12 protein-coding genes and 1 pseudogene are annotated in these 15,642 nt (G+C 69.5%); 10 read left to right on the top strand and 3 right to left on the bottom strand.

Annotated features, from left to right (window positions below; all coding sequences use genetic code 11):
• Window positions 1–324 precede the first annotated feature (324 nt).
• From WME75_RS42295 to WME75_RS42265, 7 genes are all read left to right on the top strand, one after another.
• Entirely contained in the window at window positions 325–1,344 is a 1,020-nt protein-coding gene (locus WME75_RS42295; RefSeq protein WP_437483060.1) for an NADP-dependent oxidoreductase, read from the top strand.
• Between the two features lie 117 nt (window positions 1,345–1,461).
• Window positions 1,462–1,755 carry a phosphopantetheine-binding protein gene (locus tag WME75_RS42290; RefSeq protein WP_437483058.1) on the top strand — a complete coding sequence of 98 codons (294 nt, stop codon included), beginning with the start codon at window positions 1,462–1,464 and terminating at the stop codon, window positions 1,753–1,755.
• A 273-nt stretch (window positions 1,756–2,028) separates the two neighbouring features.
• The gene (locus tag WME75_RS42285) at window positions 2,029–2,811 is read left to right on the top strand and encodes an enoyl-CoA hydratase-related protein (RefSeq protein ID WP_437483056.1); all 783 of its coding nucleotides are present in this window, start codon (window positions 2,029–2,031) and stop codon (window positions 2,809–2,811) included.
• Window positions 2,759–3,913 (top strand): Pnap_2097 family protein, encoded by a 1,155-nt coding sequence (locus tag WME75_RS42280; protein WP_437483055.1) that lies wholly within the window; start codon window positions 2,759–2,761, stop codon window positions 3,911–3,913. The genes WME75_RS42285 and WME75_RS42280 overlap by 53 nt, the downstream gene beginning before the upstream one ends.
• Window positions 3,914–3,970: 57 nt before the next feature.
• On the top strand, window positions 3,971–5,152 hold the full coding sequence (locus tag WME75_RS42275) for a polyketide synthase (protein WP_437483053.1): 1,182 nt from the start codon (window positions 3,971–3,973) through the stop codon (window positions 5,150–5,152).
• 153 nt (window positions 5,153–5,305) lie between these two features.
• Window positions 5,306–6,547, top strand: a complete 1,242-nt coding sequence (locus tag WME75_RS42270; RefSeq protein WP_437483051.1) for a hydroxymethylglutaryl-CoA synthase family protein — start codon at window positions 5,306–5,308, stop codon at window positions 6,545–6,547.
• Window positions 6,548–6,602: 55 nt separating this feature from the next.
• On the top strand, window positions 6,603–6,911 hold the full coding sequence (locus WME75_RS42265) for a hypothetical protein (protein WP_437483049.1): 309 nt from the start codon (window positions 6,603–6,605) through the stop codon (window positions 6,909–6,911).
• A 59-nt stretch (window positions 6,912–6,970) separates the two neighbouring features.
• Here WME75_RS42265 and WME75_RS42260 read toward each other — a convergent pair whose 3' ends face one another.
• Complete coding sequence (locus WME75_RS42260; protein ID WP_437483047.1) at window positions 6,971–7,105, bottom strand: DUF1826 domain-containing protein; 135 nt, start codon at window positions 7,103–7,105, stop codon at window positions 6,971–6,973.
• A 339-nt stretch (window positions 7,106–7,444) separates the two neighbouring features.
• Window positions 7,445–8,680, bottom strand: a pseudogene (gene zigA, locus WME75_RS42255) (zinc metallochaperone GTPase ZigA); the annotation flags it as partial.
• 299 nt (window positions 8,681–8,979) lie between these two features.
• On the opposite strand from zigA, the gene WME75_RS42250 reads away from it, so the two are divergent.
• Entirely contained in the window at window positions 8,980–10,350 is a 1,371-nt protein-coding gene (locus WME75_RS42250; RefSeq protein ID WP_437483044.1) for an MATE family efflux transporter, read from the top strand.
• Between the two features lie 25 nt (window positions 10,351–10,375).
• Here the strand turns inward: WME75_RS42250 and WME75_RS42245 are convergent, their stop codons facing one another.
• Window positions 10,376–11,059, bottom strand: a complete 684-nt coding sequence (locus WME75_RS42245; RefSeq protein ID WP_437483038.1) for a TetR/AcrR family transcriptional regulator — start codon at window positions 11,057–11,059, stop codon at window positions 10,376–10,378.
• 244 nt (window positions 11,060–11,303) lie between these two features.
• On the opposite strand from WME75_RS42245, the gene WME75_RS42240 reads away from it, so the two are divergent.
• Together WME75_RS42240 and WME75_RS42235 are read left to right on the top strand one after the other, a co-directional pair.
• The gene (locus WME75_RS42240; RefSeq protein ID WP_437483036.1) at window positions 11,304–12,401 is read left to right on the top strand and encodes an efflux RND transporter periplasmic adaptor subunit; all 1,098 of its coding nucleotides are present in this window, start codon (window positions 11,304–11,306) and stop codon (window positions 12,399–12,401) included.
• 7 nt (window positions 12,402–12,408) lie between these two features.
• Entirely contained in the window at window positions 12,409–15,576 is a 3,168-nt protein-coding gene (locus WME75_RS42235) for an efflux RND transporter permease subunit (protein WP_437483034.1), read from the top strand.
• The last annotated feature ends 66 nt before the right edge of the window (window positions 15,577–15,642 follow it).

Here is a 15,642-nt window from a genome sequence, read left to right as displayed (position 1 = left end):
CGCTCCTCTGTTAACATGGGCTGGTCAGTCCGACAAGCAAAGCCGAGCGACCCGGGCGCGGTCACGATGTCGCATTCTCCGGGTTACGGGAGCGTGTCGACGACGCTCCGATCGAAATTTTTTGACTTAGATAAATTCGGTCTCCTTGACGCTGCGCTACAAGGTTTCCGGCACGAGTCGATTGCCGATTTCAGACGACAAGGGCAGTCGCCAACAGATCATCATGCGGTGGGGGACTGTCGGACGCCCATTCCAGGAGTCAGCTTTTCATTTGTCGTTGACGCATCCGTGACCAGGTGGTAGCAGGGACCGGAGGAGCCACTTGTGACACAAGGTGTAAACCGGCAGTGGCGCTTGGCAGCACGCCCCACCGGACCCGTCGACGAGCGTCTCTTTCGCTGGACCGAGGAGCCCGTCCCCACGCTCACGACGGGCGGCCAGCTCCTGCTCCGCAATCTTTATCTCTCGGTCGATCCGACCCAGCGCGGATGGATGGCGCAGGACACCTATCTGCCCGCTGTCCGCATCGGCGATGTCATGCGTTCCCTCGCCGTGGCGCGCGTCGAGGCCTCCACGCATCCGGGCTTTGCTCGCGGCGATCTGGCGCAAGGCCTGTTCGGCTGGCAGGATTATGCGCTGGTGGACGCCACGGTCCCCGGGGCGGTCACCAAGCTCCCGCCGGGCATGCCGATCACGCGGTCGCTGAGCACGCTCGGGCTCAACGGGCTCACCGCGTACTTCGGGCTGCTCGATGTCGGGCGCCTCGTGGAGGGGGAGACGGTGGTCGTCTCCGCCGCTGCCGGCGCGACGGGATCGGTCGCCGGACAGATCGCCAGGATCAAGCGCTGTCGCGTGATCGGCATCGCTGGCGGGGCGGAGAAATGCGCATGGCTCATCCGAGAGGCCGGCTTCACCGCGGCGATCGACTACAAGTCCCAGGACGTGCGTGCCCGGCTCAGGGAGCTCTGCCCGAAGGGCATTGATGTCTATTTCGACAACGTAGGTGGCCAGATCCTCGACGCCGCCCTCGCGACGCTCGCCTTTCGAGGGCGGGTGGTGCTCTGCGGCACCATGGCCGGCTATGGCGCCACGGAGCCCTCGTGCATGTTCAAGAACTATACCAATCTCATCCTCCAGCGGGGCAGGATGGAGGGGTTTGTCGTCCTCGACTATGTCGCGCGCTTCGGTGAGGCCGTGAAGGATCTCGGCGCGTGGCTTGCGGCGGGGCAGATCAAGGATCAAGTCGATATCCAGGAGGGGCTGGAGAACGCGCCGAAGGCGCTGCGCCGCCTGTTCTCGGGAGAGAACCGGGGCAAGCAACTCTTGAAGGTCGCCGATCGATGAGCTCGGGATGGCGCTCGGCGAGGTCGTCTGGACAGCGATGAGGATCGGGAACCCATCATTGAGCTTATGCCGTCGGGCGGATGGATCTGGGTGCTCCGGGCCCGTCCTCCTCTGAAATTGAAATTCCTGCCGGACTCGAACGGCTGGAAGGTTGAAAGGACCGGTATGACGCGGGAGGAAATCTTTACTCTGTTGAAGAAGCATATCGTCAGCGTAATCCCCAGCGTCACGCAGGACCGGATTCTGCCCAACGCGACCTTGAAGGATCTCGGCGCCGACTCGGTCGACCGCGCTGACATCGCAACATCGCTCAAGGACGAGCTCGGCGTCGACATTCCGCTGGTGGAGCTCGGGAAGGTCCGCGACCTCGACGGCCTCGTCGATCTGCTGTACCGGGCGCGTTCGGGCTAAGCATCACGCTCTGGGCTCTCTCTGACGAACGTCGCGAGCGCCCCGGGCCTAGAGCGACAAACGGGTTGAAACTGCCTGAAAAGCGCAGAGCTTTGAACTGCCAAGGCGCCAAGGACGCCAAGAACGGAGAACACTCTTGGCGTCCTTGGTGTCTTGGCGGTTCATTTCTCGCTTGATCAACGTGATCGGTGCCCTAGGAATACTTCGGGCGAGCTCGACGGAGGATCGGGCCGCCCAGCAGGTCGTCGGATACAGCCTAGCGGGGCGTTCAAGATGAGCTATCAAACGCTGCGAATCCATGTCGCCGAGGGCCACCGGACGCTCATCTTCGATCGGGCGGAGCAACGGAACAGCTTCAACTCCCGCCTCTTGCACGAGCTGGGTTGCGCCCTCGACCAGGCGCAGCAGGATCCGTCGTGTCGGATGGTCGTGCTGGAGGGCCAGGGGGGATACTTCTCGACCGGCCTCGACTTCGAGGAAGGGATTGAGCGTGGCGGACCGGAGGGCTCGGCGCCCTACATGAACGCGCTGCGCCGGCTCGCCTCGCTCCCCGCGATGGTCGTAGCCAGTGTGGACGGCCAGGTCCGCGCCGGCGGGCTCGGCTTCGTGGCTGCCAGCGACATCGCCATCGCCACGCCGCGCTCGACCTTCGGCCTCCCCGAAGCGCTATGGGGGTTGGTTCCAGCCTGCGTGGGCCTGCATATGATGCGCCGCATCGGTCTGCAACAGACCAAGCGGATGTGCTTGACGACAGAGAATCTGACCGCCTCCCAAGCGCTCGAGATCGGCCTGGTGGACGAGGTCTCAGAGCGACCCGACGAGGTCCTGCGCCGGTTGCGGCTGAAGGTCGCCCGCCTTAAGCCGAGCACAATGGGTCGCATCAAGCGCTACTTCAGCGATATCGCAGGAATTGCAGAGGCCCATGAAGCCCGCGCGATGCAGGAGACCGACCGGGCCATGAACGACCCCGAGGTCCGCAGTGCGATCGAAAACTTCGTCCTCCATGGAACATTCCCGTGGGAGGGAAACCGGCCAGGGTCGCCGCGAGCACGGTGACCGCGAGCGCCAATCCGTACTTTCCCAGCGATCCTCCTCAAACCAGGCACGCGGCCATCTCGGCCAAGGGGTGCTTGACACCGGGACTCTACAGACGAGCGTTACCATGGATCCGAATGTTTCCGCAGCCAACCAGCCGTCGACCGGGCCGCAGGCGCTCTCGCCCCAGGGCGCTGACTTTCGAGCCACCTACACCCTGGGCATGCCCCAGATGTTGTTCGGAGGGCTGTCCGAGCGATGGTTCATGAAGGAGGCTGGCGACATCCACTGGCGCATGCTCTGTTCCGACCTGGGCGTGCCGTCGGGGCAGCTCGCCGACCGCGAGGGCGAGCGGCTCTACGCCAGCTTCATGCGGCTCCGGATGGAGAGCACCGTGCCCTTGGCCCGGTACGCTGAGAACGAGACCCTCACCGCCACCGGCGCGCTGAGCCGGTTCGGCGACAAGCGCTTCTTCAGCGAGCTGACCTTCCTCGGGGCCGCTGGCGAGGTTCGGGTCGAGATGGCCACCGTCTTCATCACGCGAACCACCGACAACAAGAGCCTGGCCCGAGCGACGCCCCAGCAGATCGAGCGCTCGCGCGGCTTCAGCCATTCGATCTTGCCGCCGTTTGGGCAGGGGTATCAGAAGATCAAGCGGCTCGCGCTGGAGGCCATGGAGCCGGTCCAAGACACCGTGCTGGAGCTCGGGGGGGCGACGTTCGACTGGGCCGACCACGTCCTGGATTCGCGTCACTACGTGGTGAACCCCTACCACGACCTCAACGGAGCCAACCTGCTCTATTTCGCCTCCTATCCCCGGATCCACGACGTGTGCGAGCGTCTCGTCCTCAACGAGCGTTTGAGTCACGCAGGGTGCGCGACTGAGTCCGCGTTCGAGATCTCGCCGGTTGCCCGCGATGTCTACTACTACGGGAACGCGGACGCGGGAGACGAGCTCACCTTCCAGCTCCGAAAGCTGGAGCTCTACGGCACGGACCGCCTGCGGATCTGGTCGACCCTGTACCGCCGCCGCGACGGCGTAAGGATCGCAGACATGTTCACCGTCAAGGCCCTCACCGATCCGGCGAGCGCCGTTGGACGACTGCTGGCAGGCGCCGTGTAGGCCTCAGGCCTATCGGCTGAGTTCGACACCACGAGCAGCCCACAAAGAAGAGCGCCCATGCCGGATCTACACCACGGGAAGCAGGCTTTGACCGCGATCGATAACCGCTCGCGAGACAACCCCCACATCCTGAGCCCCACGAGCGGCGCGGCCATGGCATCGACGGAGTGGGGGCGGCGGGCCCAGGCGAACCGGGGCGACGAGGTGATCCTGCGGCTCATCGACGGGGCGAGCGCCTGGGTGGAGATCGACGATCCCGCGCATGACAACGCCCTCTCCGAGGGCTTGGTGCTCGCGCTGCTCGCGCGCTTCCAGGAAATCGCCGGACGGCCGGAGATCAAGGTCGTCGTGCTGACCGGACGAGACGACGTGTTCCTCAAGGGGAGCACCGAAGCGGGGCTCCTCGACGCGGCGGACGGGGGCACGAGGTCCCCGGATCTCTCGTTCCTCTGCGGGGGGCTCCTGCGCTGCGAGGTGCCGGTCATCGCCGCCATGCAGGGCCAGGCGGAGGGTGCTGGCCTCTGTTTCGGGCTCTACGCTGACGTGGTCGTGCTGGCGGAAGAGGGTATCTACAGCGCGAACTTCATAGACTACGGGCTCACGCCCGGCTTGGGCGCCACGTTCATCTTGAGGGAGCAGCTCGGCGGTCCGCTCGCGACCGAGATGATGTACCTCGGCAGATCGTATACGGGCCGCGAGCTGCGCGACCGCGGGGTGTCGCTCGCCGTGCGGCCGATGGCGGAGGTCCGGGCGGAGGCGCTGGCGATCGCGCGCCGGCTGGCGGAGAAGCCGCGGGAGGCGCTCGTCGTGCTGAAGCGAGAGCTGGCCGGTCGAAAGCTCGCCGCGCTGCCGCGGGTGGTCGATGCGGAGAACGAGATGCGGCGCCGCGTGCTCGCCAGCCCGGAGGCGCGGGACCAGATCCGGTCGCGCCTTGAAAAAGCGGGTCTTCGGCGTGGCGCGCCTGCGGCGTCGGCAGGTCCGCCGCCGGTACGCGCTGCACGGGAGCTCATCCCGCCGGCGTCGACCCCAGCGGCCGCCGAGGTCGACGCGCCGACGCCGATCGCCCGGCAGCCCGTTCGGCTGAGGCCGAAGGAGACGGCTCTCCAGCCGCTCGCGTCGGCGCCGATCGCGCCCCAGCGCGTCTCGCTCCCTCCCAAGCATCGCGCCGCGCAGGCCGCGTCGGCGGACCAGGGCAGCCCCGCGATCGATGTGCGCTCCCGCGGGGCTGTCCGATCGTGACGAGCCGGGCGGGCAGGGGGTTCCAGACCGTGTCCGCGAGCCGTCACGAGCGCCTCCCTTCATCGCAGGACGCTCTTTGGTAAAGCATCGTTCTCCTCAGATCGCGCCGCACGTCGGGGCGCGCCGAAAGACAGCACGTCGAGCGGGAAACCTATGCGAAATACAAGGGTCGGGATCGAAGCGATCAACCTCTACGCGGGCCCAACCTACGTCTCCGTCAAAGACATGTTCGAGGCGAGGGGGCTCGACCTCGGCCGCCTTGACAACCTGAACATGAACAAGAAGTCGGTCGCGCTGCCCTGCGAGGACGCCGTTTCCTATGGCGTCAACGCAGCAAAGCCGATCATCGATCGCTTGACGCTCGAGGAGCGGAACCGGATCGAGACGGTGATCACGGTCACCGAGTCGCCTGTCGACTTCGGGAAATCGCTCAGCACGTACATCCACGACTGGCTCGGCCTCCATCCCAACTGCCGGCTCATGGAGATAAAGCAGGCGTGTTACGCGGGGGCTGCTTCCCTGCAAGTGGCCTGCGCCATAGCGGGCTCGGGCTTTTCACCGGGGTCGAAGGTCCTCGTGATCTGCACGGACATCGCCCGCGCGGTCGCCAGGGACACCTACGCGGAGCCCACACAGGCTGCGGGCGCGGTCGCCATCCTGGTCAGCGATCGCCCGAAGCTGCTGGAAATCGACCCCGGCGCCAGCGGTCGCCACAGCTATGAAGTCATGGACGTGTGCCGGCCCATGGCCGAGCTGGAAACCGGGGATCCCGATCTCTCCCTGCTCTCCTATCTGGACTGCCTCGAGAAGAGCTTCAAGGAATACGCGAGCCATGTGGAGGGGGCCGACTTCTGCAATACCTTCGACTACTTCGCCTTCCACACCCCGTTCGCGGGGATGGTCAAGGGCGCGCACCGGCGCATGATGCGCCGGTTGCGGGGCGCGAGCTCCGAGGAGATCGAGGCGGATTTCCGTAAGCGGGTGGCTCCATCGCTCCATTATTGCACCGAGGTCGGGAACATCTACGCGGGTACGGTCTTCCTTGCCCTGTGCGGCGTCATCGCGAGCGCTCACATCGAAGCCAGCAGTCGTGTGGGGATGTTCTCGTACGGCTCCGGATGCTCCTCGGAGTTCTTCAGCGGGTTGCTCCCTGCGAGCTCGCGGCAGGTTCTGGAGCCTCTCGACATTTCCGGTCAGCTTCGCCGCCGGGTGCGCCTGGACGTGCCTCGCTACGACGAGGTCCTCGACTTGAACGCCGAATGGTGCTTCGGACTGAAGGACAAAACCGTCGACCGGAGCCCCTACAGCGATCTGTATGAGCGGTTCTTCGAGGGGAAGGGGCTCTTGACCCTGACTGCGATCAAGGGGTTTCATCGGGAGTACGCGTGGAGCTGACCGTGGACGTTCGACCCGAAGAACGGTCAGCCTGAGGGGCCGCTCACGCCGGTGAGTGTCCGACCCACCTCACAAGCCCACGAAGGACGCGGTCTGGCTCGGTGAGCTCGTTCGTGGCTCACCTCCGGAGGAGCGCTATCACCGGACACGCTCGGCGTGCGTCGACGATCTCCTGCGGCGGATGCGCAGGCTCGCCGCCGGCGGGCTGCGCGTGCTTGTCGGGCTCGCGCTCCACCTCGTCCGGCCGTGCGGCGGCGAAGGAGGCCGCGACCTCGGCGGCGATCGCGGCCACGGTGAGCGTGCCGTCGAGGCGCACGGCGACCGCCCAGCCACCGGGTTCAGCGCGATGCCGCGCTCCGGATAGAGCAGGATGTCGCGGCCCGAGGAGCGATCCCCGCACGAGCCGCGCCTTGCTCGCGAGGATCAGCCGGTCGCCGGGCGCGAGGAGCATCTCGGCGTCACGCTTCGGGCCCGTAGGCCGCCGCGATGGCATCGAGCATCGTCTGCCCACTCCGTCCCAGGCCCGACATAGGTCCTCACCAGACGGACGGTCACCATGTCCACATTCCGTGGGCGCCGCGACATGAGCCGCCATGCCGCGATGAAGCCTCATGGATCACGATGCCATGAAGCGCGCCGTTGATGCAAATGAATTGCATGAACGGTCAGATCGGCGTAATGCTGTTTCATCCAGCAGGCCCGCCGATCCGCCGCCATCGCCGCGGGACGCGGCCTGCCACCGAGCGGCTACAAGGAGGCATCTCGTGCGCGATACCATCAAGCTCGTCTCATCTGCGGGGACCGGTCACTGCTACTACACGACGTAGAACAAGCGGACGATGACGGAGAAGATGCAGATGAAGAAGTCACGAGCAGCTGCGCCGGCTCGGCCCCGCTCTCTTCCTCCTCTTCCTCTCTCTCGTCCTGCCACGCCGGGAAAGGATCCTCGAACCGGCTCCAGCCGGAGGGGCCCGCGGCCATCTCTTCGGGGGTGAGCAAGCAGGCGTCGAGGCCGCGCGTGAGCGCCTCTCGGGTCATGTCGACGCCGATGAAGACGATCTCCTGCCGCCGGTCGCCCCAGACCGGGTGCCACACGACGCCCATCTCGTCGTCCTCCGACCGCAGCTCCTCGGGCAGGGCCGCGTACCAGCGGCCCGCCGCCTCGAACGAGGCGGCGCCGCCCGCCTGCGACCAGGCGCCCGTGATGTCCACGCGGGTCGCGAGCCAGAAGAACCCCTTCGAGCGGAGCACTCCATCCCAGGCGGCCGCGCCGTGGATGAAGGCCCAGAGCCGCTCCGGGTGCATCGGGCGGTCAGCGCGGTAGACGAAGCTCTCGATGCCGTACGCCTCGGTCTCGGGCACGTGCTCGCCGCGCAGCTCCCGCATCCAGCCGGGCGAGCGCGCCGCTGCCTCGAAATCGAAGCGCCCGGTGCCGAGGATCTCGCGAGGATCGATCCGGCCGCGGCAGGCCCTGACGATCCTGGCGCCGGGGTTCAGGTGCAGGAGCATCGCCGTGAGCCGCTCGACCTCGTCATCGCTCACGAGATCCGTCTTGTTGAGCACGAGCACGTTCGCGAACTCGATCTGCTCGACGAGCAGATCCGCGACCGTGCGCTCGTCGTCGTCGCCCAGCGCGGCCTCGCGCGCGCGCAGGTCGTCGGCGCTCGTCCAGTCCGCGAGGAACCGCTGCGCGTCGACGACGGTGACGAGCGTGTCGAGCCGGGCGACCTCCGAGAGGCTCTTGCCCGTCGCGGGATCGTCGAAGGTGAACGTCTCGGCGACCGGGAGCGGCTCCGAGATGCCCGTCGACTCGATCAGCAGGTAGTCGAAGCGCCCCTCCGCCGCCAGGCGGGCCACCTCGACGAGGAGATCCTCCCGGAGCGTGCAGCAGATGCAGCCGTTCGACATCTCGACGAGCCGCTCCTCCACGCGGCGCAGCGCCGCGCCCCCGCCCCGGACGAGCGCGGCGTCGACGTTGACCTCGCTCATGTCGTTGACGATCACGGCGACGCGCAGCGCGTCGCGGTTCGCGAGGACGTGGTTGAGCAGCGTGGTCTTGCCGGCGCCCAGGAAGCCGGACAGCACGGTCACAGGGAGCTTTCGCGTCACGTCGAGATCCTCTCTCTTCAGCATCGGCGCGCTCGAATTAATGCATACTAATTGCATTTGCAACAAAATGTAGACTGTAGAGGGCGTGCGTGCCGGACGCCTGCGCCTCCTTGCGGGCTCGGGATCATCGCCGACCGGCGCGCGCCGAGACCGTCCGGACCGCCGCGCTCGGACCCCGGTCGCCGCGCCCAGCTCAGTCCGTCCGGCGCGGCGCGGCGCACGGCCTTCGCCCGCCTCGCGTCCTCGTCGGGTGGAGCGCACCTCGGCAGGTGATATCCACCGGGGCGGCGGGGCGCGGCTGAGCCCGGAGGATCGAACTTCTCGTGACAAGCGAACCGGAAGACGCGGCGCTGACGGGCCAGGTGTGGCGGCTCGCCTGGCCCGCGATCGCGCACATGCTGCTGCTGACGCTGGTCTTCCTCGTCGGGCGCGGCATGGTCGGGCGCTACTCCACGACCGCGCTCGCCTCGATGCAGATCTGCGGGACGCTCACGTGGACCATCGTCTCCGTCTTCAGCGCCACCTCCGCCGGCACGCTCGCCGTCGTCGCGCGCAGCGTGGGCGCCGGCGACCGCGCCGCCGCCGCCGCCGCGGCGCGCGCGTCGCTGGTCTTCGCGCTCGCGCTCGGGGCGGCGGTCGCGCTGCCGCTGCTCGTCGCCTGCGGCCCGCTGCTCCGCGCGCTGTTCCCGCACGCCGGCGCCGAGGTCGTCGAGCAGGCGATCGCGTACCTCGAGATCGTGCTGCCGGCCCTGCCGTTCGCGTTCGTCGAGGCCGCCGCGGCGTCGGCGCTGCAGGGCGTCGGCGACACGAGGACGCCGCTCTCCGTGGCCGCGATCGGCAACGTCGTCAACGTGGCGGTCAGCGCCGTCCTGATCTTCGGCCACCTCGGGCTGCCCGCGCTCGGCGTGCGCGGCGCGGCCGTCGGCGTGGCGTGCACCATGGCGACCGAGGCGCTGCTGCTCACCGCGGCGCTGCTGTCGCGCTCGAGCCCGCTGCCCCTCCGGGCAGCGCCGGCCGCCGACGCGCGGGCCGCCCGGCAGGCGAACGCCGCGGCGCTCGCGCGGGTCCTCCGGGTCGCGCTGCCGGCGTTCGCCGAGCGCTCCGTCTACCACGCCGGCTACACGGGGTTCGTCGCCATCATCGGGCTGCTCGGCGCCACCGCGATGGCCGCGAACCAGGCGCTCATCGCCGTCGAGTCGGTCTGCTTCCTCTCCGCCGAAGGGTTCGGCATCGCCGCCGGGGCGCTCATGGCGCAGCGCCTCGGCGCGCGCAGCCCCCGCGACGCCGCGCGGGTCGGGCTCGTCGCGGCCCTCATGGCCATCCTCGCCCTCTCCGCGTTCGGCGTCCTGTTCGTGCTCGCCCCGCGCCCGCTCCTGCTCGCGTTCTCCAGCGACCCCGAGCTCCTCGCCCTCGGAGAGAGCGCGCTCCCCGTGGCCGCCGTGGCGCAGCCGTTCATGGCGTTCGCCACCGTCATGGGGACGGGGCTCCGCGGCGCCGGCGACACCCGGACCGTGCTCGCCGTCACGCTGGTCTGCTCGCTGCTCGTCCGGGTCGGCGGGACCTGGCTGTTCGCGGTGACCCTCGGCCACGGGCTCGCCGGCGTCTGGATGGGCAGCACCGCCGACTGGATCTGCCGCAGCGCCCTCCTCGCCGTCGCCTTCGCGCGCGGCCGCTGGAAGGCCCTCGCCGTCTGACCCGCCGCCCCCGCGCCCCGCCGGCTCAGACCTGCTTCCGCCTCGCCGGGCTCAGCACCCCGAGGAGGATCACGTCGACGACGCGCGCGAGCTGGGCCTCGTCGACGCACGCGCGATCCGCCATCATCTTGTGCTTGAGGTAAGCCGCGAGGAGCTCGCACGGGAGCATCGGCTCGTCGCTCGGCGCGAGCTCGCCCCGCGCGACGGCGCTCTCGACGATCGCCCGTATTCCGCCCTCCTGGACGGCGCGCAACGAGCGGGCGATGGTCATGAGCTCCGAGTCGAGGCCCTCCGCGAGGCACACGTGAAAGAGGCTCTGCCCCAATGCTGACGTCTGGATCTCGATGATCGCGCGCCCGAGCGCGATGAGATCCCCGCGGATCGAGCCCGTGTTCGGGGGGATGATCTTCTCGTCCGTGATCGACAGGAGCGCGGCGCGCACGAGGTCCTCCTTCGTCGGCCAGCGCCTGTAGACGGTGGTCTTGTTCACCCCCGCGCGCGTCGCCACGTCCTCGATCCGGAGCGCGCGGTAGCCCGCGCTCGCGAGCTCCTCCAGCGCGGCCGCGAGGATGCCGCGCACGACCGGCTCGCCGCGCACGAGCGCACGCCTCTTCGCGGAGACCCGCTTCGCCGTCCGTTTCGCCGTCGCCGCCTGCATCGACCCTCCATTCAAGTTCCGCCGCGCGGCGCACGCCAGCGCAATTTTCATGACGCGGCCCGCCATCGCCTCTCTTGGTTGCGATGATGGCAACTGATTGTTGCGGTTGGTCCCGGCCGTGTTATACCCACCGCAACCATCGGTTGCGATAATCGGGTGCCGCGCGACCGCGCCGCGAGGCCGAGGTCCGGCCGGCGGCGGAACGTGCGGACGGCGCGGCGCGCTATCCGCGCGCGACGTCGTGCTCTGCCCGAGCGCGAGGCCGCCCCGTGACCGATCCCGCAGCGAGGAATCCTTGAACCACGCCACGACGAAACGCCGCGCCGAAAGCTTCCTCCTGCTCGCCGCGCTCGCCGCGCTCGCCGCCGCCACGGCGGGCTGCGCGTCCAAGGCCAGCGCCGAGAGCGCGACCGAGGCGACCGCGCCGCCGGTCCGCGTCGAGACCGCGGCGGTGCGCGAGGAGCCCATGCCGCGCAGCCTCGCGCTCACCGGCACGCTGCGCGGGGAGCGGCAGACCGACCTCGCCGCCAACGCGGCCGGCCGCGTGCTCGAGACCTTCGTCGAGCGCGGCGACGAGGTGAAGAAGGGCGACCTGCTCGCGCGCCTCGACGTCCGCGCCGCCGCGCTCACCGCCGCGGAGGCCCAGGCGAACGCCGCGCTGACCCGCGCGCAGGAGGAGACGGCGAAGCGCGAGTGCGACCGCTACAGGGCGCTGCTCGAGAACGGCGCGATCTCCGGGGTCGAGCACGACAGGATCGCCGACCAGTGCCGGAGCGCCCCGCTCTCGGTCGCGGCCGCCGCCGCCCGCGCGCGCGCCGCCGCGCAGAGCGTCGGCGACGGCCAGATCCGCGCGCCGTTCGACGGGAGGGTCACCGAGCGCTTCGTCGACGTCGGCGAGTACGTCCGCCACGACTCCCGGGTCGTCGCGCTCGTCTCGAAGGGCGCGCTGCGCCTCTCGTTCACCGTGCCGGAGGCGAGCCTCGCCGCCGTCACGACAGGCGGCGCGCTGACCTTCAGCGTGCCGGCGTACCCGGGGCGCTCGTTCCCGGGCACCGTGCGCTGGATCGGCGCCGCGGTCCGCGAGACAACGCGCGATCTCGTCGCCGAGGCCGAGGTGCAGGACCCCGACGGCGCGCTGCGGCCGGGGATGTTCGCGTCGATCGCGCTCGCCACCGGCGAGGCGCCGGGCCCGGTGGTGCCGCGGTCCGCCATCCTCTCGAAGGAGGGGCGCGCGCACCTGTTCGCCGTCGTCGATCGCCGGATCGAGGAGCGCGTCGTGCAGATCGGCGTGGAGAAGGGCGACGCCGTGGCCGTCCTCCGCGGCGTCCGCGCGGGCGACACGATCGTGATGAAGCCGTCCGAGGAGCTCCAGAACGGCCAAGCCGTGGAGTGAGGTCGTCATGCAGTGGCTCGCCCGTGTCTGCGTCAAGAGGCCGGTCTTCGCGTCGGTCCTCATGCTGGTCATCGTGGTCCTCGGCGTCGCCGGCTACACCCGGCTCGGCCTCGACCAGTTCCCGAACATCGACGTCCCGTACGTCGTCGTCACGACGCGCCTCGACGGCGCGGCGCCCGAGGAGGTGGAGACCGAGATCTCGGACCGGATCGAGGGCGCCGTGAACACCATCAGCGGCATCGAGGACCTCCGCTCGACGTCGACCCAGGGCGTGAGCCAGGTCGTCGTCGGCTTCGAGCTGGAGAAGGACGCCGACGTCGCGGCCCAGGAGGTGCGCGACAAGATCAACGCTGTCCTGCCCAGCCTGCCGAGGGGCGTCGATCCGCCGATCGTGAGCAGGATCGACCTCGGCGCGGCCCCGGTCCTGCTCGTCTCCGTCGAGTCGGACCGGCCGATCCGCGAGCTCAGCGAGATCGCCGACAAGCAGGTGCGCCGGCAGATCGAGGGGATCTCCGGCGTCGGTCAGGTCAACCTGATCGGCGCGCAGAACCGGCAGATCAACGTCTGGCTCGACCCGATCGCCCTGCGGGCGCAGGGGATCACCGCGGCCGAGGTGCAGCGCGCGATCGCGGCGCAGAACCTGATGACGCCGGGCGGAAGCGTCGAGACCGGCCCCGAGGACCTCACGCTCCGCGTGATGGGGCGCGTCGACTCGCCCGAGGCCCTCGGCCGCATCGTCCTCCGGGAGCAGGACGGGCACGCCGTGCGCCTCGCGGACGTCGCCCGCGTCGAGGACGGTCGCGCCGAGGAGAAGACGTGGGCCCAGCTCGACCGGCGGCGCACCGTGCTCCTGTCCATCGTCAAGCAGTCAGGCCAGAACACCGTCACCGTCGTCGACACCGTGAGGGAGCGCCTCGCCGAGGTGCAGCGCTCGCTGCCCGAGGGGACGAAGATCGAGGTCGTGCGCGACGGCTCGCGCGTGATCCGCACGGGCATCGCCGCCGTGAAGGAGCACCTCGTGCTCGGCGCCCTCCTCGCGGCGGTGGTGGTGCTCCTCTTCCTCGGCAACGCCCGCAGCACCCTGATCGCGGCGCTCGCGATCCCGATCTCGGTCGTCGGGACGTTCGCGGTCATGTGGATCGCCGGCTTCACGCTCAACTTCCTCACGCTCCTCGCGCTCGCGCTCGCCGTCGGCATCGTGATCGACGACGCCATCGTCGTGCTCGAGAACATCGTCCGCTACATCGACGAGAAGGGGATGAAGCCGTTCCCGGCCGCCGTCCTGGCGACGAAGGAGATCGGCCTCGCGGTGCTCGCGACCACGCTCTCGCTCATGGCGGTCTTCATCCCGGTCGCGTTCATGCCCGGCATGGTGGGGCGCTTCCTTAGGAGCTTCGGCCTCACGATGGCGTTCGCCATCGGGGTCTCGCTGATCGTCAGCTTCTCCCTCACGCCCTCGCTCGCCGCGCGGTGGCTGTCGGGGCACAAGCGAAGGGACGCGCACGCGAAGCCGCCGATCCTGGAGCGCGCGGTCGGCGTCTTCTACCGGCCGATCGAGCGCGCCTACATGGCCGCGCTCGCGTGGGTGATGGGGCGCCGCTGGGTGATCGTCGTCGCGTCGGTGGCCGTGCTCGGCTCGTGCGGCCCCATCGCCAGGACGCTGCCCGCCGGGTTCCTCCCGGAGGACGATCAGGCGCAGTTCGAGATCAACCTGCGCGCGCCGGAGGGGGCGAGCCTCACCTCGACCCGCCTCATCGCCGAGCGGATCGCCGACGACGTGCGCCGGCTCCCGGGCGTCACGAGCACGCTCATGACCGTCGGGGAGGGGGAGCAGCAGGCCGGAAACGTCGCCAAGATCTACGTGATGCTCGTGGACCCGGAGCAGCGCGCGCTCGGGCAGCTCGAGATCATGCAGGAGGCGCGCGAGGAGATCCTCGCGAAGCTGCCGCCCGAGCTGCGCGTCACGGCCGGCGAGGTGCAGGCGATCTCGTCCGGGGGCCAGTCGTCGGCGCGGATCCAGGTGGCGCTCCAGGGGCCGGATCTCGACCGGCTGGGCGAGTACGCGACGCGCATCACCGAGGCGCTGCGCAAGGTCCCCGGCGCCGTGGACGTCGACAACAGCCTCGTCGTCGGCAAGCCCGAGCTCCGCGCGATCATCGATCGCGACCGCGCCGCGGATCTCGGCGTCCAGGTGGCCGACGTGGCCGGCGCGCTCCAGCTCTTCGTCGGCGGGCTCAAGGTCTCGACGTACTCGGAGGCCGGCGAGCAGTACGAGGTCCGCATGCGCGCCGACGCGAAGCACCGCGAAGGCGCGGAGAGCCTGTCGTTCCTGACGGTGCCCTCGTCCAAGCACGGCGCCGTCCCGCTCCACGGCGTGGTCGCGATGGAGCCCGACAGCGGGCCCTCGTCGATCGGCCGCCTCGGCCGGCGCCGGCAGATCACGATCAGCGCGAACGCCGCGCCCGGCGTCGGCGACACCGAGGTGCAGGCGGCGCTCGACCGGATCATCGCCGAGCAGAAGATGCCGGCGGGCTACTCCACGCAGCCGGTGGGGAGCTCCAAGAACACGGCGAGCACGGCGACGAGCTTCGTCGTCGTCATCGGCCTCGCGTTCGTGTTCATGTACCTGATCCTCGCGGCGCAGTTCGAGTCGTGGCTCCACCCGATCACGATCTTGCTCTCGCTGCCGCTCACGGTCCCGTTCGCGCTGATCTCGCTCAAGCTCTTCGACCAGTCGCTGAACCTCTTCTCGGGGCTCGGCCTCCTCGTCCTCTTCGGCGTGGTGAAGAAGAACGCGATCCTCCAGATCGACCACACGAACCACCTGCGGGCCGAGGGGATGCCGCGGCTCCAGGCGATCTTGCAGGCGAACAAGGACCGGCTCCGGCCGATCCTCATGACGACGATCGCCTTCGTCGCCGGCATGATCCCGCTCGTGCTGTCGCACGGCGTCGGCTCGGGCCAGAACCGGACGACGGGGGCCATCGTGCTCGGCGGGCAGTCGCTCTCCCTGGTCCTCACGCTGCTCGCGGTGCCGGTGGCCTACTCGCTCTTCGACGACGCGGGCGAGTGGCTGCGCCGCCGGTGGGGCAGGGGGGCGGAGGACAGGGGCGAGGCCGAGCTGGATGCGCTGCTCGCCAGGCCGGAGGCCGGCGCGGCGGCGGGCGGCGAGTGAGCGTCGCGCCGGCGCCGCCGGGCAGCGCCGGGCGACGCGCGGGTGCCAGGGGCGGCCAGCGCCGCT

Source organism: Sorangium sp. So ce1014 (genome assembly GCF_051521505.1).
Lineage (GTDB): Bacteria > Myxococcota_A > Polyangia > Polyangiales > Polyangiaceae > Sorangium.
This window is presented reverse-complemented; position numbering and strand designations above follow the sequence as displayed.